The following is a 16,936-nucleotide window of genomic DNA, read 5'->3' as shown; positions in this document are numbered from 1 at the left end:
CTCTCAGCCCCCGCCCGCCCCCCCCCCCCCCCCACCACCCCACCCCCCCCACCCCCCCCCCACCCCCCCCCGCTTCCGCGTGAACGGGAAGTCTCAGACGTTGAACCCCAGCGCCCGAAGCTGCTCTCGGCCGTCGTCCGTGATCTTGTCCGGGCCCCACGGCGGCATCCAGACCCAGTTGATGCGCAGCTCGCTCACGAGGCCGTCCGTGGCGGACTTGGCCTGGTCCTCGATGACGTCGGTCAGCGGGCAGGCCGCCGAGGTCAGGGTCATGTCGAGCGTCGCGATGTTCGCTTCGTCGATGTGGATGCCGTAGATCAGGCCGAGGTTGACGACGTCGATGCCCAGCTCGGGGTCGACGACGTCGTACAGCGCCTCACGGACCTCTTCCTCCGAGGCCGGCTTCATCTCAACGGTCTCGCTCATGCCGTCTTCCTTTCGGCGTCGGCTCCGCCCAGGGCCTGGGCCGTCGCGTCCTTCCACGCCATCCAGCTCAGGAGGGCGCACTTGACCCGGGCCGGGTACTTGGAGACTCCGGCGAACGCGACCGCGTCCTCCAGGACCTCCTCCATGGCGTCGTCGGGCTCGATCTTCCCCTTGGACTGCATCAGCTCCAGGAAGGTCTCCTGGATCTTCTGCGCGTCCGCCAGTTCCTTGCCGACCAGCAGTTCGTTCAGCACGGACGCCGAGGCCTGGCTGATGGAACAGCCCTGGCCCTCGTAGGAGACGTCCTCGATCGTCGTGCCGTCGTACCTCACACGGAGCGTGATCTCGTCACCGCACGTCGGGTTCACGTGGTGCACCTCGGCGTCGCCATCCCGCAAGCCCCGCCCGTGCGGGTTCTTGTAGTGGTCCAGGATGACTTCCTGGTACATCGAATCCAGCTTCATGCGATCGCTCGTCCCGTCAGCCGAAGAAGTTCCGGACGTGCTCCAGGCCGTCCACCAGAGCGTCGATCTCGGCCGGCGTGGAGTACAGATAGAACGACGCTCGCGTGGTCGCAGGAATTCCGTACCGCAGGCAGACCGGCCGCGCGCAGTGGTGGCCGACCCGGACGGCGATGCCCTGCTCGTCGAGGACCTGGCCCACGTCGTGCGGGTGGATGTCGCCGAGGGTGAAGGAGATCGCGGCGCCCCGGTCCTCGGCCGTGCCGGGGCCGATGATCCTGAGGTCGGGGACCTCCGTCAGCCGCTTCACCGCGTACTCGGTGAGGGCGTGCTCATGGGCGAGGATCTTGTCCATGCCGATCGAGTTGAGGTAGTCGATCGCCGCGCCCAGACCGATCGCCTGGGAGATCGGGGGCGTGCCCGCCTCGAACTTGTGCGGGGCGGGAGCGTACGTCGAGGAGTGCATCGACACGGTCTCGATCATCTCGCCGCCGCCGAGGAACGGAGGCAGGTCCTCAAGCAGCTCCTGGCGGCCCCAGAGCACGCCGATGCCGGTCGGGCCGCACATCTTGTGGCCGGTGAAGGCCACGAAGTCGGCCTGGAGCGACTGCACGTCCAGCGGCATGTGCGGCGCGGCCTGCGAGGCGTCGATGCAGACCAGCGCACCGACCTCCTGCGCACGGCGCACTATCGCCTCGACCGGGTTCAGGGTGCCCAGGATGTTCGACACCAGCACGAAGGAGACGATCTTCGTCTTCTCCGTGATGACCTCGTCGATGTTGGACAGGTCGAGACGGCCGTCGTCGGTGAGGCCGAACCACTTCAGCTTCGCGCCCGTGCGCTGCGCGAGCAGCTGCCACGGCACGATGTTGGAGTGGTGCTCCATCTCCGTGATGACGATCTCGGTCTCGTGGTCCACCCGGTAGGGCTCGTCGGCCCAGCCGAGCATGTTGGCCACGAGGTTCAGCGACTCGGAGGCGTTCTTGGTGAAGATCACCTCGTTGCGCGAGGGCGCGTTGATGAACTCCGCGACCTTGTCGCGCGCGCCCTCGTACAGCGCCGTGGCCTCCTCGGCGAGGACGTGCACGCCACGGTGGACGTTGGCGTTGTGCTGCTCGTAGTACTCGGAGAGCACGTCGAGGACCTGGCGCGGAGTCTGCGAGGTCGCCGCGTTGTCCAGGTACACGAGCTTCTTGCCGTCGTGGACGACGCGGTCCAGGATCGGGAAGTCCTTGCGGAGCGCCTCGGTGTCGAGGAGGCCCGGCAGCTGTGTCACGCGGATGCGCCACCCTTCGTGTATGCCTCGTAGCCCTCGTTCTCCAGCTTGTCGGCGAGCTCGGCGCCGCCGGACTCGACGATGCGGCCGCCCGAGAAGACGTGGACGTGGTCGGGCTTGATGTAGCGCAGGATGCGCGTGTAGTGCGTGATCAGCAGGGTGCCGACCTCACCGGTCTCACGGACCCGGTTCACGCCCTCGGAGACGACGCGCAGGGCGTCGACGTCCAGACCGGAGTCGGTCTCGTCGAGGATCGCGACCTTCGGCTTGAGCAGCTCCAGCTGAAGGATCTCGTGGCGCTTCTTCTCACCGCCGGAGAAGCCCTCGTTGACGTTGCGCTCGGCGAAGGCGGGGTCCATGTTGAGGCGCTCCATGGCCTCCTTGACCTCCTTCACCCAGGTGCGCAGCTTGGGGGCCTCGCCGCGGATGGCGGTGGCGGAGGTGCGCAGGAAGTTGGAGACCGAGACGCCGGGGACCTCGACCGGGTACTGCATCGCGAGGAACAGGCCGGCGCGGGCGCGCTCGTCGACGGACATCTCCAGGACGTCCTCGCCGTCGAGGGTGACGGTGCCGGAGGTGATCGTGTACTTCGGGTGACCCGCCAGCGAGTAGGCGAGGGTCGACTTGCCGGAGCCGTTGGGGCCCATGATGGCGTGCGTCTCGCCCTGCTTCACGGTGAGGTCGACGCCCTTGAGGATCTCCTTCGTGGCGTTGTCGGCCTCGACGGTGACGTGCAGGTCTCGGATTTCAAGCGTTGCCATGGGTGCCTCAGGACTCCTGGGTGAGGGAGGCGCGTACGTCAACGAGGACGCTGCCCTCTTCGATCTTTACGGGGTATACGGGGACGGGGCGCGTGGCGGGGAGGCCGGACGGCTTACCGGTGCGCAGGTCGAACGCGGAGCCGTGCAGCCAGCACTCGATCTGGCAGTCCTCCACCTCGCCCTCGGAGAGCGAGACGTTCGCGTGCGAGCAGATGTCGTGGATCGCGAACACCTCCCCCTCGGTCTGCACGACCGAGACCGGCGTGCCGTCGAGTTCCACCCGCTTCGGGGTGTCCTCCTCCAGCTCGCTCAGCCCACAGGCGCGTACGAAAGCCATCAGACCGTGGCCTCCAGCTCCTCGTCGATCTTCACGAGGAGGCGCTCTTCGATGTCGTCGACGCCGATCTGCTGGACCAGCTCGGCGAAGAAGCCACGGACCACCAGGCGACGCGCCTCGTCGGCCGGAATACCGCGGGCCATCAGGTAGAACAGCTGCTCGTCGTCGAAGCGGCCGGTCGCCGAGGCGTGGCCGGCGCCGACGATCTCGCCGGTCTCGATCTCCAGGTTCGGCACGGAGTCGACGCGGGCGCCGTCGGTCAGAACCAGGTTGCGGTTCATCTCGTAGGTGTCCGTGCCCTCGGCCTCGGCCTCGATGAGCACGTCGCCGATCCACACCGCGTGGGCGGCCTCGCCCTGCAGCGCGCCCTTGTAGACGACGTTGGACTTGCAGTGCGGGACGTTGTGGTCGACCAGGAGGCGGTGCTCCTGGTGCTGGCCGGCGTCCGTGAAGTACAGACCGAGCAGCTCGGCCTCGCCGCCGGTCCCGGCGTAGGCCACGCGCGGGTGGAGGCGTACGAGGTCGCCGCCGAAGGTCACCACGACCGACTTGAAGCTGGCGTCGCGCCCGATGAGGGCGTTGTGCTGGGCCACGTGCACGGCCTTGTCGTCCCAGTCCTGGACGGAGACGACGGTCAGCTTGGCGCCGTCGCCCAGGATGTAGTCGACGTTGGCGGCGAGCACGGCGTCACCGGTGTGGTCGATGACGACGACGGCCTCGGCGAAGGCTCCGAGCTCGATGACCTGGTGGCCGAAGCGGACCCCGCCCTCGCCGTGCACGGCGATGCGGATCGGCTCGGTGAGGACCGTCTCCTTGGGGACGGTGACCACACCGGCCTTCTCGAACGCCGAGTACGCCTGGGCGGCGACGCGGTCCACCGGGGTGCCCGCCTTGCCGATCCGGGCGTCGTCACGGCCGACGGTCTCGACCGTGACGCCCTCGGGGGCCTCCACGTCGACCTTCACGCCCTCGCCGGTGGCGACGGCGGTGCCGTCGTGCAGCCCGCGCAGGCGCTCCAGCGGGGTGAACCGCCACTCCTCCTCGCGGCCGTGCGGGACCGGGAAGTCCGCGACGTCGAAGGACGGGGGCGCGCTCATGCGCGTGGCGACGGTCGACTCGGCGGCCACCGCGATCTGGCCCGCGGTGGTGGACCCCACGGGGATGTTCTGAGCCTCAGCCATGGCTGTCGGTCTGCTCTCTTCCTACGTCAGAAATCTGGCTACTGCTTCGGAGTGCGGGGTCTTAACCGACCGCGCCTTCCATCTGCAGCTCGATCAGCCGGTTGAGCTCAAGGGCGTACTCCATGGGCAGCTCCTTCGCGATGGGCTCGACGAAGCCGCGCACGATCATCGCCATCGCCTCGAACTCGCTCAGACCGCGGCTCATCAGGTAGAAGAGCTGGTCCTCGGAGACCTTGGAGACGGTCGCCTCGTGGCCCATGGACACGTCGTCCTCGCGGACGTCCACGTAGGGGTACGTGTCGGAGCGGGAGATGGTGTCGACGAGCAGCGCGTCGCACAGCACGTTCGACTTGGATCCGGCGGCGCCCTCGCCGATCTCGACGAGACCGCGGTAGGACGTACGGCCGCCACCGCGCGCCACCGACTTGGAGACGATGTTGGAGGAGGTGTTCGGCGCCATGTGGACCATCTTGGAGCCGGCGTCCTGGTGCTGCCCCTCGCCCGCGAAGGCGATGGACAGGGTCTCGCCCTTGGCGTGCTCGCCCATCAGGTAGACGGCCGGGTACTTCATCGTCACCTTGGAGCCGATGTTGCCGTCGATCCACTCCATGGTCGCGCCCTCGTAGGCGACGGCGCGCTTGGTGACCAGGTTGTAGACGTTGTTCGACCAGTTCTGGATGGTCGTGTAGCGGCAGCGGGCGTTCTTCTTGACGATGATCTCGACCACGGCGCTGTGCAGCGAGTCCGACTTGTAGATCGGGGCCGTACAACCCTCGACGTAGTGCACGTAGGCACCCTCGTCGACGATGATCAGGGTCCGCTCGAACTGGCCCATGTTCTCGGTGTTGATCCGGAAGTAGGCCTGGAGCGGGATCTCCACGTGGACGCCCGGCGGGACGTAGATGAAGGAGCCGCCCGACCACACGGCGGTGTTCAGCGAGGCGAACTTGTTGTCACCGACGGGGATGACGGTGCCGAAGTACTCCTTGAAGAGCTCCGGGTGCTCCTTCAGCGCGGTGTCGGTGTCCAGGAAGATGACGCCCTGCTCCTCCAGGTCCTCGCGGATCTGGTGGTAGACGACCTCGGACTCGTACTGGGCGGCGACACCGGCGACGAGGCGCTGCTTCTCCGCCTCCGGGATGCCGAGCTTGTCGTACGTGTTCTTGATGTCCTCGGGCAGGTCCTCCCAGGACTCCGCCTGCTTCTCCGTGGAGCGTACGAAGTACTTGATGTTGTCGAAGTCGATGCCTGAGAGGTCAGAGCCCCAGTTCGGCATGGGCTTCTTGTCGAACAGGCGCAGACCCTTGAGACGAAGCTTGGTCATCCACTCCGGCTCGGACTTCTTCGCGGAGATGTCCTTGACGACATCCTCGCTCAGACCGCGCTTCGCAGAGGCGCCGGCTTCGTCGGAGTCGGCCCAGCCGTATTCGTACTTGCCCAGACCCTCAAGCTCAGGGTGGGCAGTCTCCTCGATGGGGAGAGTCATGCGGGGTTCCTCCCGGCCGTGCTTGCAGATGCGTTGTCGCTGTGAACTTGCGTGTGGGAAATCTTCGGGATGAACGTCGTGCAGACGCCGTCGCCGTGCGCGATGGTCGCCAGTCGCTGGACGTGCGTTCCGAGCAGCTCGGCGAAGATCTCCGTCTCCGCCTCGCACAGCTGGGGGAACTGCTCCGCGACATGGGCGACCGGGCAGTGGTGCTGGCAGAGCTGCTCGCCTTTTTGGGGGAGGGGCGCGCTGCGCGCCGTTGCAGCGTACCCGTCTGCGCTCAGGGCCTTGGCCAGGGCTTCGGTCCGCTCGTCCGGGCTGACGGCCTCGATCGCCTTGCGGTACGCGCTCGCCTGGGCGGCGATCCGGGCCCGGGCGAAGGCGGCGACCGCCTCGCTCCCGCCCTCACGCTCGGCGATCCACTTCAGGGCGTCCGCGGCGAGCTTGTCGTACGACTGGTCGAAGGCGTCGCGGCCGCAGTCGGTGAGCGCGAAGACCTTGGCGGGACGGCCACGCGTGCGCGTGCCGTACACCCGCTGTTCCCGGGCCTCCACGACGTCGTCCGCGACCAGCGCGTCCAGATGCCTGCGTACCGCGGCCTGGGTGAGCCCCAGTCGGCCGGCCAGCTCGGCGACGGTCGACTGGCCGTGGTCCAGGATGGACCGCGCGACCCGGTTGCGCGTGGAGCGCTCCCCGGTCGCGAGCTCCTCCTGAGGGGCCCCCGTGGGGGTCTCCCGAGCCTCGCCGACGTTTTTCACAACGCCATTGTTGCGTAATTCCTCAAAGCCAGGCAAGCCGCGCCCGGCCACCTCGACGGTGCCCTGCGTCACTTAGGCATACCTAATCTGACCTGCGGGAATGATCTTTGATCGATCAAAAGCGGAGACAATTCGCTGGCGCCGCCCCGCCCCGTCCGGGACACTCCCGAACCATGCCGACACCCCCTCCGACCGGCCCTCTTGTCACTCGGGACACCCTCGCCGCACATGTGCGCGAGCTAGGCGTCCAAAGAGGTGAAACGCTTCTCGTGCACTCCTCGATCAGCTCCCTCGGCTGGGTGTGCGGCGGCGCCGTCGCGGCCGTCCAAGGACTCCTCGACACGCTCGGCCCGGACGGCACACTGGTGGTGCCCACGCAGTCCTCCGATCTGTCGGACCCGGCCGAATGGGGCAGTCCGCCGGTGCCCGAGGAGTGGTGGGAGACGATCCGGGCCACGATGCCCGCCTACGACCCGCGCACCACGCCCACCCGCGGGATGGGCGTGATCCCGGAGACCGTACGCACCTGGCCGGGCGCCCTGCGCAGCGCGCACCCCCAGTGCTCGTTCGCCGCCGTCGGCCCGCGCGCGCAGGAGGTGACCGCCGGGCACGCCCCCGACTGCAGCCTCGGCGAGCGCAGCCCGCTGGCCCGTCTGGAGGAGCTCCACGCGCGCGTGCTTCTGCTGGGCGCGGGCTGGGACTCCTGCACCAGCTTCCACCTGGCCGAATACCGGATCCCGGCACCGCGCGTGAAACGGGGCCGGCCGGGTCCGGCCGGCTGGGAGACGGTCACCGAGGTGTCGATCACCTCGGAGCGGTTCGACGAGCTGGGGCACGACTTCGAACGGGACCGTCCCGTCGTACGCGGGAAGGTGGGCGCGGCCGACGCACGGCTCTTCCCGGTGGCCGACGCCGTGGCGTACGCGGAGCGCTGGCTGGAGATACACCGCCCCCGTGCGGAGGAGATGTGAACCCGGCCGTATGGGGGACGAGCCGCCTACCTAGACTCTGGAGCCATGCGAACTGAGCCCGTGGTCCAGGTCCAGGCCCTGGTGAAGCGGTACGGCACGAAGACCGCGGTGAACGGCCTAGACCTGGTGGCCCGGGCGGGTGTGACCGCCGTACTCGGACCCAACGGCGCGGGCAAGACGACGACCGTCGAGACCTGCGAGGGATACCGCAGGCCGGACTCCGGCACCGTGCGTGTCCTGGGCCTCGACCCGCTGAGACAGTCCCGTGAGCTGCGGCCGCGCATCGGCGTGATGCTGCAGTCCGGCGGCGTCTACTCCGGCGCGCGGGCGGACGAGATGCTGCGGCACGTGGCGAAGCTGCACGCGCATCCCCTGGACGTCGACGCCCTCATCGAGCGCCTCGGCCTCGACAGCTGCGGCCGGACCGCCTACCGCCGTCTCTCCGGCGGCCAGCAGCAGCGGCTCGCGCTCGCCATGGCCGTGGTCGGCCGCCCCGAGCTGGTGTTCCTGGACGAGCCGACCGCCGGGCTCGACCCGCAGGCCCGCCGGTCCACCTGGGAGCTGATCCGGGAGCTGCGCGCCGACGGTGTCTCCGTGATCCTCACGACCCACTACATGGACGAGGCCGAGCAGCTCGCCGACGACGTCGCGATCATCGACGCCGGCCGGGTCATCGCCCAGGGCTCCCCCGAGGAGCTGTGCCGCGGCGGCGCCGAGAACACCCTGCGCTTCATCGGCCGCCCCGGCCTGGACGTGGGGTCCCTGCTGAAGGCCCTGCCCGCGGACTGCACGGCCGCGGAGCTGACGCCGGGCTCGTACCGGGTCGTCGGCAAGGTCGACCCCCAGCTGCTCGCCACGGTCACGTCGTGGTGTGCGCAGCACGGGGTGATGCCGGAGAAGATCTCGGTCGAGCGGCACACCCTGGAGGACGTTTTCTTGGAGCTGACCGGCAAGGAGCTGCGTTCATGATTCCGGCCCACACTGAGATCGGCCGGGGGTCCGGGGGTTGCCCCCGGGAAGACACAGCCTTGGAGCTGACCGGCAAGGAGCTGCGTTCATGACCACCGTCGGTACGGGTTCGGGTACGTACACCCCCCAGCCGGGAGCCGCCCCCCTCCCCCGCATGATCGCGGCCCAGGCGGCCCTTGAGACCAAGATGCTGCTGCGCAACGGCGAGCAGCTGCTCCTGACCGTCGTGATCCCCACCCTGCTGCTGGTCCTCTTCAGCTCGGTGGACATCGTCGACACGGGCGCCGGCGAGGCCGTCGACTTCCTCGCCCCCGGCATCCTCGCGCTCGCGGTGATGTCGACGGCGTTCACGGGCCAGGCCATCGCCACGGGCTTCGAGCGCCGGTACGGCGTGCTCAAGCGGCTGGCCTCCTCGCCGCTCCCCCGCTGGGCCCTGATGACGGCGAAGACGGCGTCGGTGCTGGTCACCGAAGTGCTCCAGATCGTGCTGCTGACGGTGATCGCGTTCGCGCTGGGCTGGTCGCCGCACGGAAACCCGGCCGCCGTCGTCCTCCTGCTGATCCTCGGGACGGCCGCCTTCTCGGGCCTTGGCCTGCTGATGGCGGGCACGCTCAAGGCCGAGGCCACGCTGGCCGCCGCCAACCTGGTCTTCCTGCTGCTGCTCGTCGGCGGCGGTGTGATCGTGCCGCTGGACAAGTTCCCGTCCGGTGCGCAGGACGTCCTCGGTCTGCTGCCCATCTCCGCGCTCTCCGACGGACTGCGGGACGTGCTCCAGCACGGGGCCGGGATGCCCTGGGGCGACCTGGGGATCCTGGCCGTGTGGGCGGTCGTGGGGCTGGCCGCGGCCGGGAAGTTCTTCCGCTGGGAGTAGGGCTCCGCAAGGCGAGTGCGGACCCTCGTGAAAGCGTGCACAAGCGGCCGCCTACGATAGGGCGCGTGCCAAACGTGACCCGCGCCGACGCCATGGCGGCCGTGCGCAACCCGCTCGCCTTCATCGCCGCACGCTGGACCCCGACCCCGAGAACGGTCCGACGGGCGGCTCTCGCCGCGCTCGTGATGTCGGTGGTCATCGTGGTCACCGGCGGCGCGGTACGCCTCACCGGGTCCGGGCTCGGCTGCCCGACCTGGCCCAAGTGCACCGACGACTCGCTCACCGCCACCAGCGAGATGGGCGTCCACGGTGTCATCGAGTTCGGCAACCGCATGCTGACGTACGTGCTGTGCGCGGCCGTCGGCTGGGCGATCATCGCCGCGCGCTCCGAGAAGCCGTACCGGCGCAGCCTGACCCGGCTGGGCTGGGCGCAGTTCTGGATCGTGATGAGCAACGCGGTGCTCGGCGGCATCGTCGTGCTGGTCGGCCTCAACCCGTACACGGTCGCGGCGCACTTCCTGCTCTCCTCCGCCCTGATCGCCGTCGCCACGGTGATGTGGCAGCGCACCCGGGAGGGCGACTCGGCGCCGCGCCCGCTGGTCGGCAGGGCGGTGCAGCAGCTGGTGTGGTTCCTGGTCGCGGCGTCGGTGCTGCTGATCGCGGTCGGCACGGTCGTCACCGGCGCGGGTCCCCACGCGGGCGACTCCAGCGAGGTGGAGCGGATGCCTCTCGACTGGGAGAACGTCACCAAGCTGCACGCCGTGCTGGCCTGGATCGTGGTCACGCTGACGTTCGCCCTGTGGTTCGTCCTCAAGGCGGTCGACGCCCCGAAGAGCCCCCTGAACCGCACCCGCGACCTCTTCCTGATCCTCCTCTCCCAGGGCGTCATCGGCTACGTCCAGTACTTCACGGACCTCCCGGAACTCCTGGTCGGCCTGCACATGTTCGGCTCGGCCGTGACCTGGATCGCGGTGCTGCGGGTGCTGTTGGCGCTGCGTGAGCGGCCGGACGACGAGATCGGGGCCCCGGGCCCGGCGACGGCCGAGGCGACGGTCGGCACGCGCGCGTAGTTCGGCAGTAGGGCACGCGCGCGTGGTTCGTCGATACAGCACGCGCGCGTAGCCGTTCCCGTACGCCACCCCTGCGTAGCCGGGCCCGCATCGCTCACCCCAGCCCGTACACCCGCCTCGCGTTCCCCGCCGCCACCATCCCCGCCACGCGCTGTGCGTCCGCCAGCGACCACGCCCCCTCGGCGACCCAGCCGCCGAGGACCCTGGCGAGGGCCTCGCGGAAGAGGCCCGCGCCCACCACGTGGAGTTCGGGCAGGCCCTGGGCCCCGCTGGAGAAGAGGATCTTGCCGAAGGGGGCCAGTTCCAGGATCTCGGCGAGGATCGTGGCCGCTCGGGCGCCCGTGCGGATGAGGGCGGCGCCCGAGTCGGTGTAGACGTGCGGGAAGACACCGGCCAGATGGGCGGCGTGGCGGTGGTACGGGTAGCCGTGCAGCAGAACCAGGTCGGTGCCGAGGCCGGCCGTGGCACGGACGAAGTCGGTGAGCAGGACCGGGTCCGTACGGTCGATGCGCACGCCCGGCTCCCCCAGCCCCGCGTGCAGTTGGAGCGGCAGCCCCGAAGCGATCGCGATCCACAGCAGATGCCGTAGCAGCACCGGGTCGGTCAGCTCCCCACCCACCCTGCGCCCCGCCAGCCAGCGGCCCGCCGCGCCCCGTACCTCTCCCGGCCCCGGGGGCTCGGGGGCGAGCGCCAGTCCGTGCCGTGCTCCGGCGACCGAGGTGAAGGCCACGGCGCCGGCCGCGGCGCCGTGCACCGACTCGGCGAGGTTGGCGAGGAAGGACTCGACGGTGCCGGAGGTGTCGGCGACCTGTTCGGCGAGCAGCTCCAGGCGCACGATCTCGCGGGCCCCGGCGGAGGCGGCGGAGGCGAGCTCGTCGGGGCCGGTGAGATCGCCGGGCACGCCGGTGTCGATCAGATACGTCGTGATGCCGCTGCCGCGCAGCAGGCGCCGGCCCGACTCCAGTACGCCCAGTTCACGGCGCCTGGCCAGATAGCGGGCGGGTGAGCAGTGCGGTTCCAGGCCGAGTAACGGGGGGCACCAACGTCGTACGGCGAAACCCGTCTGGGTGTCGAAGAGTGTGGTCCCCGGGGCGGGCGGGCCCTCCGTGCGGGCCAACTGGGCCTCGAAGGTGCCGAGGCCCAGCTCCGTCCTCAGTACGCCGTGGCAGTACTGGTCCACGAGGGACGGCGTTTCGATCATCCTGGCTCCCCGTGGGTGGACCGCGCTTGCTGGCTACAGGTCCTAACGGGTGAACCGGTGACTTGGTGTTGCGGAAGTGGAAGGGTCGCTCAGGAAAAGAGGGTGGCTCAGGAAAAGGGGGGCTCAGCCGCCGAGCTGAATGCCCGCCATCCGCTTCCACTCGTACTCGCCCGTCGTCACCTTCGCCGCGAACTCGCCGTCGAACGACTCGTGGCGCGTGACGCCGGCCTTCTCCACGGCCTGCTCGGCGATCTCGTACGACGGTGCCACCAGGTCTCCCCAGCCGCCGTCCTCGCCGACGAGCACGATGCGGGCGCCGCGCTGTCCGATGTACGCGACCTGCGCCTCGGCGCCGCCGTGGGACTTCGCGAAGGTGTTGATCTGCTTGGCCAGCTTGGCCACCTTGTCTGCCATGGCCAGGATGCTACTCGCGGGTAGATCAGCTGGCGAGAGCAGGGCCATGTGACCTACGTCAGCGCAGGAAGGGGTCCACGGCCACGGCCACGAAGAGCAGCGAGACATAGGTGATGGACCAGTGGAACAGCCGCATCTCCTTCAGCTTCCCGCCCGTCACCTCCGCCTTCGCGCGATTCTGCAGCGCGTGCGCCTCCCACAGCCACCAGCCGCCCGAGGCGAGCGCGACCGCGGTGTAGAACCAGCCCGTGTAGCCGAGCGGCGTCAGCAGGAGCGAGACCGCGACCATCACCCAGCTGTAGATGACGATCTGCTTGGCGACGACCTTGTTGGAGGCGATGACGGGGAGCATCGGCACGCCCACGCGCGCGTAGTCTTCCTTCACCTTCATGGACAGCGGCCAGTAGTGCGGCGGCGTCCAGAAGAAGATCACCATGAAGAGGATGAGCGGGGCCCAGGAGAGCGAGTTCGTGACCGCGGACCAGCCGATCAGTACCGGCATGCAGCCCGCGATGCCGCCCCACACGATGTTCTGCGAGGTACGGCGCTTGAGGATCATCGTGTAGACGACGACGTAGAAGAGGAGTGCGCCGAGGGAGAGCCAGGCGCTCAGCCAGTTCACCGTGAGGCCGAACAGCAGCGTGGAGACGACCGCCAGGGTGATGCCGAAGGCCAGGCACTCGCGCGGGCTGACCATGCCGGTGACCAGCGGGCGCTGCGAGGTGCGGTCCATGAGCGCGTCGATGTCACGGTCGATGTACATGTTCAGCGCGTTGGCGCCACCCGCGGAGAGGTAGCCGCCGATGCAGGTGAGCAGCACCAGACCGAGGTCCGGCACACCCTGCTCGGCCAGGAACATCACCGGAACGGTGGTGATGAGCAGCAGCTCGATGATCCGCGGCTTGGTAAGCGCCACGAACGCCTTGACCCGGGCCCCGAACGGCCGCCGGCTCGGGCTCTGGCTCGTCCCGATAATCCCCGCTGGACGGGATTCAACGGCCGTCACGCACACCCCTGACAGAGACATCCCAGCAAGCCTCCCCGTGTGAAGTCCCGGTAAAGGCTCGCGCGTACCACGCCACTGTAGACGTTGCCCAGACCCGGACATTCGCGGGGGTGGGGTCGTGTTGGAGGGGGTGGTCCGGGGGGTGGTCCGACGGGCGCGCCGAAGCTCGATTGAGCACCCGGATGAGCGGCTCCGTATTCACTTGCCGAACGCGGAACGACCCGGTCGGGAGGCACATCCCGGCGACTCCCGGCAGTCTGGAATGAGGCGAAAAAACGCACGTACTTCCGGGGGTAGGCTCGACAATGGCCGGCCGACGCCGAGTACGCCGGCAGCCGGTGGGCGTGTGCCCGTGACACCGGCAACCGACATGTGGAGAGGAGCCCTGACCCAGGGTGAGCACCAAGCCGACCACCACAGACCTCGACTGGACCGAGTTGGACCAGCGGGCCGTCGACACCGCCCGCGTCCTGGCCGCCGACGCCGTACAGAAGGTCGGCAACGGCCATCCGGGTACGGCGATGAGCCTGGCGCCTGCCGCATACACCCTCTTCCAGAAGGTGATGCGGCATGACCCCGCGGACGCCGAGTGGGTCGGGCGCGACCGCTTCGTGCTGTCCGCCGGCCACTCGTCCCTGACCCTTTACACCCAGCTCTACCTGGCCGGTTTCGGTCTGGAGCTGGACGACCTGAAGGCATTCAGGACGTGGGGTTCGAAGACCCCGGGTCACCCGGAGTACGGCCACACCGTGGGCGTGGAGACCACCACCGGCCCGCTGGGCCAGGGTGTCGCCAACGCCGTCGGCATGGCGATGGCCGCCCGCTACGAGCGCGGTCTGTTCGACCCGGAGGCCGCCGAGGGCACCTCCCCCTTCGACCACTTCGTCTACGCCATCGCCGGTGACGGCTGCCTCCAGGAGGGCATCTCCGCGGAGGCGTCCTCGCTGGCCGGTCACCAGAAGCTCGGCAACCTGGTCCTGCTGTGGGACGACAACCACATCTCGATCGAGGGCGACACCGAGACGGCCGTCTCCGAGGACGTCTGCAAGCGGTACGAGGCGTACGGCTGGCATGTGCAGCGGATCGCCCCGAAGCCGGACGGCGACCTGGACCCGCACGCCATCTACAACGCGATCGAGGCCGCGAAGAAGGTGACGGACAAGCCGTCCTTCATCGCCATGCGCTCGATCATCGCCTGGCCCGCCCCGAACGCGCAGAACACCGAGGCCGCCCACGGCTCGGCGCTCGGCGACGACGAGGTCGCGGCCACCAAGCGCGTCCTCGGCTTCGACCCGGAGCAGTCCTTCGAGGTCTCCGACGAGGTCATCACCCACACCCGCAAGGCCCTGGAGCGGGGTGCCCTGGCGAAGGCGGAGTGGGAGAAGTCCTTCCAGCTGTGGCGGGACAACAACCCCGAGCGCGCCGCCGAGTTCGACCGGATCAGCAAGGGCGAGCTGCCCACCGGCTGGGAGGAGAAGCTCCCGGTCTTCGAGCCCGGCAAGGGTGTCGCGACGCGTGCCGCCTCCGGCAAGGTGCTGCAGGCCCTCGGCGCGGTCATCCCCGAGCTGTGGGGCGGCTCGGCCGACCTGGCCGGCTCCAACAACACCACCATCGACAAGACGTCGTCGTTCCTCCCGGCGGACAACCCGCTCCCGGAGGCCGACCCGTACGGCCGCACGATCCACTTCGGCATCCGCGAGCACTCCATGGCCGCGGAGATGAACGGCATCGCGCTGCACGGCAACACCCGTATCTACGGCGGCACGTTCCTCGTGTTCTCCGACTACATGCGCAACGCCGTACGCCTGTCGGCGCTGATGCACCTGCCGGTGACGTACGTGTGGACGCACGACTCCATCGGTCTGGGCGAGGACGGCCCCACCCACCAGCCGGTCGAGCACCTCGCGTCCCTGCGCGCCATCCCCGGTCTCAACGTCGTCCGCCCGGCCGACGCCAACGAGACCGCGATCGCCTGGCGCGAGATCCTCAAGCGCTACACGAAGGAGTTCGGCAAGGGCGCCCCGCACGGGCTCGCGCTGACCCGTCAGGGCGTGCCGGTGTACGAGGCCAACGACGACGCCGCGCGCGGCGGTTACGTGCTGTTCGAGGCCGATGGCGGCGAGCCGCAGATCGTGCTCATCGCGACCGGCTCCGAGGTGCACGTCGCCGTCGAGGCGCGCGAGCGGCTCCAGGCCGACGGCGTGCCGACCCGGGTCGTGTCCATGCCCTCGGTGGAGTGGTTCGAGGAGCAGGACCAGGGGTACCGGGACAGCGTTCTGCCGCCGGCCGTCAAGGCGCGGGTGGCGGTCGAGGCCGGTATCGGTCTGACCTGGCACAAGTACGTCGGGGACGCGGGTCGCATCGTTTCCCTGGAGCACTTCGGTGCTTCCGCCGACGGCAAGGTCCTTTTCCGGGAGTACGGCTTCACTGCCGAGAACGTGGCGGCCCGCGCGCGGGAATCCCTCGCCGCGACCCAGCGCTGACGCTCATATACGAGACGTAGGAGTTTGATTTTCCATGACAGACGCACTGAAGCGCCTCTCCGAGGAAGGCGTCGCGATCTGGCTGGACGACCTGTCGCGCCAGCGCATCACGTCCGGCAACCTCGCCGAGCTGATCGACCAGCAGCATGTCGTCGGTGTCACCACCAACCCGACGATCTTCCAGAAGGCGATCAGCGGCGGTGACGGGTACGAGCAGCAGGTCGCCGACCTGGCCGCCCGCAAGGTCACGGTCGAAGAGGCGATCCGCATGATCACCGCGGCGGACGTCCGGGACGCCGCCGACATCCTGCGCCCGGTCTTCGACGCCACCGGCGGTCAGGACGGCCGGGTCTCCATCGAGGTGGACCCGCGGCTCGCGCACAACACCCGCGCGACCGTCGCCGAGGCCAAGCAGCTGGCCTGGCTGGTCGACCGTCCCAACACCCTGATCAAGATCCCGGCCACCAAGGCGGGCCTTCCGGCGATCACCGAGGTCATCGGCCTCGGCATCAGCGTCAACGTCACGCTGATCTTCTCGCTGGAGCGCTACCGCGAGGTCATGAACGCCTACCTGGCCGGTCTGGAGAAGGCCAAGGAGCGCGGGCTCGACCTGTCGCTGATCCGCTCGGTCGCCTCCTTCTTCGTGTCCCGCGTGGACACCGAGATCGACAAGCGCCTCGACGCGCTCGGCACCGACGAGGCCAAGGCCGCGCGCGGCAAGGCGGGCGTGGCCAACGCGCGCCTCGCCTACCAGGCGTACGAGGAGGTCTTCTCCTCGGACCGCTGGAGCGCGCTGGAGAACGCGGGCGCCAACAAGCAGCGTCCGCTGTGGGCCTCCACCGGTGTGAAGGACCCGGCCTACAAGCCGACCCTGTACGTCGACGAGCTGGTGGCGCCGAACACGGTCAACACCATGCCCGAGGCCACCCTGCACGCCACGGAGGAGAAGGGCGAGATCACCGGCAACACCATCGCCGGTACCTACGCCCAGGCCCGCGCCGACCTGGACGCCGTCGAGAAGCTCGGTATCGCGTACGACGACGTGGTGCAGCTGCTGGAGGACGAGGGCGTCGAGAAGTTCGAGGCGTCCTGGAACGACCTGCTCAAGTCGACCGAGGCGGAGCTGGCGCGCCTCGCCCCCTCGGAGGGCTGATCCCTTGCCACCCTTCAACGTCACTGAAGCGAACCCGCTTCGTGACGCCGCCGACCGACGGCTCCCGCGGCTCTCGGGGGCGGAGGGTGGGGGGTGTGAACAAAACGGGACC

17 protein-coding genes are annotated in these 16,936 nt (G+C 69.2%); 6 read left to right on the top strand and 11 right to left on the bottom strand.

The window, feature by feature from the left end; genetic code table 11:
- Positions 1-93: 93 nt before the first annotated feature.
- The 8 genes from ACFWYS_RS05480 to ACFWYS_RS05445 form a co-directional block, all read right to left on the bottom strand.
- A complete protein-coding gene (locus ACFWYS_RS05480) occupies positions 94-426 on the bottom strand; it encodes a metal-sulfur cluster assembly factor (RefSeq protein WP_053670670.1) in 333 nt (110 codons plus the stop codon).
- The gene (gene sufU / locus ACFWYS_RS05475) at positions 423-890 is read right to left on the bottom strand and encodes a Fe-S cluster assembly sulfur transfer protein SufU (RefSeq protein WP_384763661.1); all 468 of its coding nucleotides are present in this window, start codon (positions 888-890) and stop codon (positions 423-425) included. Before sufU ends, ACFWYS_RS05480 begins: the two co-directional genes overlap by 4 nt.
- A 16-nt stretch (positions 891-906) precedes the next feature.
- The gene (locus ACFWYS_RS05470) at positions 907-2,163 is read right to left on the bottom strand and encodes a cysteine desulfurase (protein ID WP_384763659.1); all 1,257 of its coding nucleotides are present in this window, start codon (positions 2,161-2,163) and stop codon (positions 907-909) included.
- Positions 2,160-2,924 (bottom strand): Fe-S cluster assembly ATPase SufC, encoded by a 765-nt coding sequence (gene sufC / locus ACFWYS_RS05465; protein WP_384763656.1) that lies wholly within the window; start codon positions 2,922-2,924, stop codon positions 2,160-2,162. Before sufC ends, ACFWYS_RS05470 begins: the two co-directional genes overlap by 4 nt.
- 7 nt (positions 2,925-2,931) lie before the next feature.
- Entirely contained in the window at positions 2,932-3,261 is a 330-nt protein-coding gene (locus tag ACFWYS_RS05460) for a non-heme iron oxygenase ferredoxin subunit (protein WP_384763653.1), read from the bottom strand.
- Positions 3,261-4,442, bottom strand: coding sequence for a Fe-S cluster assembly protein SufD (sufD, locus tag ACFWYS_RS05455; protein ID WP_384763651.1), 1,182 nt, complete (start codon positions 4,440-4,442; stop codon positions 3,261-3,263). The genes ACFWYS_RS05460 and sufD overlap by 1 nt, the downstream gene beginning before the upstream one ends.
- 61 nt (positions 4,443-4,503) lie before the next feature.
- A complete protein-coding gene (gene sufB / locus ACFWYS_RS05450; protein ID WP_030049080.1) occupies positions 4,504-5,928 on the bottom strand; it encodes a Fe-S cluster assembly protein SufB in 1,425 nt (474 codons plus the stop codon).
- Complete coding sequence (locus tag ACFWYS_RS05445) at positions 5,925-6,686, bottom strand: helix-turn-helix transcriptional regulator (RefSeq protein ID WP_384763647.1); 762 nt, start codon at positions 6,684-6,686, stop codon at positions 5,925-5,927. The genes sufB and ACFWYS_RS05445 overlap by 4 nt, the downstream gene beginning before the upstream one ends.
- A gap of 173 nt (positions 6,687-6,859) precedes the next feature.
- Here ACFWYS_RS05445 and ACFWYS_RS05440 point away from each other — a divergent pair, with 173 nt between their 5' ends.
- The 4 genes from ACFWYS_RS05440 (at position 6,860) to ACFWYS_RS05425 (ending at position 10,567) form a co-directional block, all read left to right on the top strand.
- Positions 6,860-7,657 carry an aminoglycoside N(3)-acetyltransferase gene (locus ACFWYS_RS05440; RefSeq protein WP_384763645.1) on the top strand — a complete coding sequence of 266 codons (798 nt, stop codon included), beginning with the start codon at positions 6,860-6,862 and terminating at the stop codon, positions 7,655-7,657.
- A gap of 45 nt (positions 7,658-7,702) precedes the next feature.
- Positions 7,703-8,626, top strand: a complete 924-nt coding sequence (locus tag ACFWYS_RS05435; protein ID WP_384763643.1) for an ABC transporter ATP-binding protein — start codon at positions 7,703-7,705, stop codon at positions 8,624-8,626.
- Between the two features lie 88 nt (positions 8,627-8,714).
- A complete protein-coding gene (locus ACFWYS_RS05430) occupies positions 8,715-9,497 on the top strand; it encodes an ABC transporter permease (protein ID WP_384763640.1) in 783 nt (260 codons plus the stop codon).
- A 74-nt stretch (positions 9,498-9,571) separates the two neighbouring features.
- Positions 9,572-10,567 carry a heme A synthase gene (locus tag ACFWYS_RS05425; RefSeq protein WP_384764121.1) on the top strand — a complete coding sequence of 332 codons (996 nt, stop codon included), beginning with the start codon at positions 9,572-9,574 and terminating at the stop codon, positions 10,565-10,567.
- Positions 10,568-10,661: 94 nt separating this feature from the next.
- Here ACFWYS_RS05425 and ACFWYS_RS05420 read toward each other — a convergent pair whose 3' ends face one another.
- The 3 genes from ACFWYS_RS05420 to ACFWYS_RS05410 all read right to left on the bottom strand — a co-directional run bounded on the left by ACFWYS_RS05420 (position 10,662) and on the right by ACFWYS_RS05410 (position 13,209).
- Positions 10,662-11,768: an amidohydrolase family protein gene (locus ACFWYS_RS05420; protein WP_384763637.1), complete on the bottom strand. Its 1,107-nt coding sequence runs from the start codon at positions 11,766-11,768 to the stop codon at positions 10,662-10,664.
- Positions 11,769-11,891: 123 nt separating this feature from the next.
- Entirely contained in the window at positions 11,892-12,182 is a 291-nt protein-coding gene (locus ACFWYS_RS05415; protein WP_384763634.1) for a hypothetical protein, read from the bottom strand.
- Positions 12,183-12,240: 58 nt separating this feature from the next.
- Positions 12,241-13,209 carry a heme o synthase gene (locus ACFWYS_RS05410; RefSeq protein WP_384763632.1) on the bottom strand — a complete coding sequence of 323 codons (969 nt, stop codon included), beginning with the start codon at positions 13,207-13,209 and terminating at the stop codon, positions 12,241-12,243.
- A gap of 374 nt (positions 13,210-13,583) precedes the next feature.
- Here ACFWYS_RS05410 and tkt point away from each other — a divergent pair, with 374 nt between their 5' ends.
- Positions 13,584-15,671 carry a transketolase gene (tkt, locus tag ACFWYS_RS05405; RefSeq protein WP_384763629.1) on the top strand — a complete coding sequence of 696 codons (2,088 nt, stop codon included), beginning with the start codon at positions 13,584-13,586 and terminating at the stop codon, positions 15,669-15,671.
- A gap of 34 nt (positions 15,672-15,705) precedes the next feature.
- Complete coding sequence (gene tal / locus ACFWYS_RS05400) at positions 15,706-16,824, top strand: transaldolase (RefSeq protein WP_384763627.1); 1,119 nt, start codon at positions 15,706-15,708, stop codon at positions 16,822-16,824.
- Positions 16,825-16,936: the final 112 nt, after the last annotated feature.

It is taken from the genome of Streptomyces sp. NPDC059010 (assembly GCF_042740355.1).
Taxonomy (GTDB): Bacteria; Actinomycetota; Actinomycetes; order Streptomycetales; family Streptomycetaceae; genus Streptomyces.
This window is presented reverse-complemented; position numbering and strand designations above follow the sequence as displayed.

Excerpts from the sequence above, each read along its gene's own strand:
- ACFWYS_RS05480 (WP_053670670.1), bottom strand. The coding sequence starts at position 426 with ATGAGCGAGACCGTTGAGATGAAGCCGGCCTCGGAGGAAGAGGTCCGT.
- ACFWYS_RS05420 (WP_384763637.1), bottom strand. The coding sequence starts at position 11,768 with ATGATCGAAACGCCGTCCCTCGTGGACCAGTACTGCCACGGCGTACTG.
- sufD (WP_384763651.1), bottom strand. The coding sequence starts at position 4,442 with ATGGCTGAGGCTCAGAACATCCCCGTGGGGTCCACCACCGCGGGCCAG.
- ACFWYS_RS05460 (WP_384763653.1), bottom strand. The coding sequence starts at position 3,261 with ATGGCTTTCGTACGCGCCTGTGGGCTGAGCGAGCTGGAGGAGGACACC.
- tal (WP_384763627.1), top strand. The coding sequence starts at position 15,706 with ATGACAGACGCACTGAAGCGCCTCTCCGAGGAAGGCGTCGCGATCTGG.
- ACFWYS_RS05415 (WP_384763634.1), bottom strand. The coding sequence starts at position 12,182 with ATGGCAGACAAGGTGGCCAAGCTGGCCAAGCAGATCAACACCTTCGCG.
- ACFWYS_RS05435 (WP_384763643.1), top strand. The coding sequence starts at position 7,703 with ATGCGAACTGAGCCCGTGGTCCAGGTCCAGGCCCTGGTGAAGCGGTAC.
- ACFWYS_RS05440 (WP_384763645.1), top strand. The coding sequence starts at position 6,860 with ATGCCGACACCCCCTCCGACCGGCCCTCTTGTCACTCGGGACACCCTC.
- sufB (WP_030049080.1), bottom strand. The coding sequence starts at position 5,928 with ATGACTCTCCCCATCGAGGAGACTGCCCACCCTGAGCTTGAGGGTCTG.
- ACFWYS_RS05410 (WP_384763632.1), bottom strand. The coding sequence starts at position 13,209 with ATGTCTCTGTCAGGGGTGTGCGTGACGGCCGTTGAATCCCGTCCAGCG.
- sufU (WP_384763661.1), bottom strand. The coding sequence starts at position 890 with ATGAAGCTGGATTCGATGTACCAGGAAGTCATCCTGGACCACTACAAG.
- ACFWYS_RS05430 (WP_384763640.1), top strand. The coding sequence starts at position 8,715 with ATGACCACCGTCGGTACGGGTTCGGGTACGTACACCCCCCAGCCGGGA.
- sufC (WP_384763656.1), bottom strand. The coding sequence starts at position 2,924 with ATGGCAACGCTTGAAATCCGAGACCTGCACGTCACCGTCGAGGCCGAC.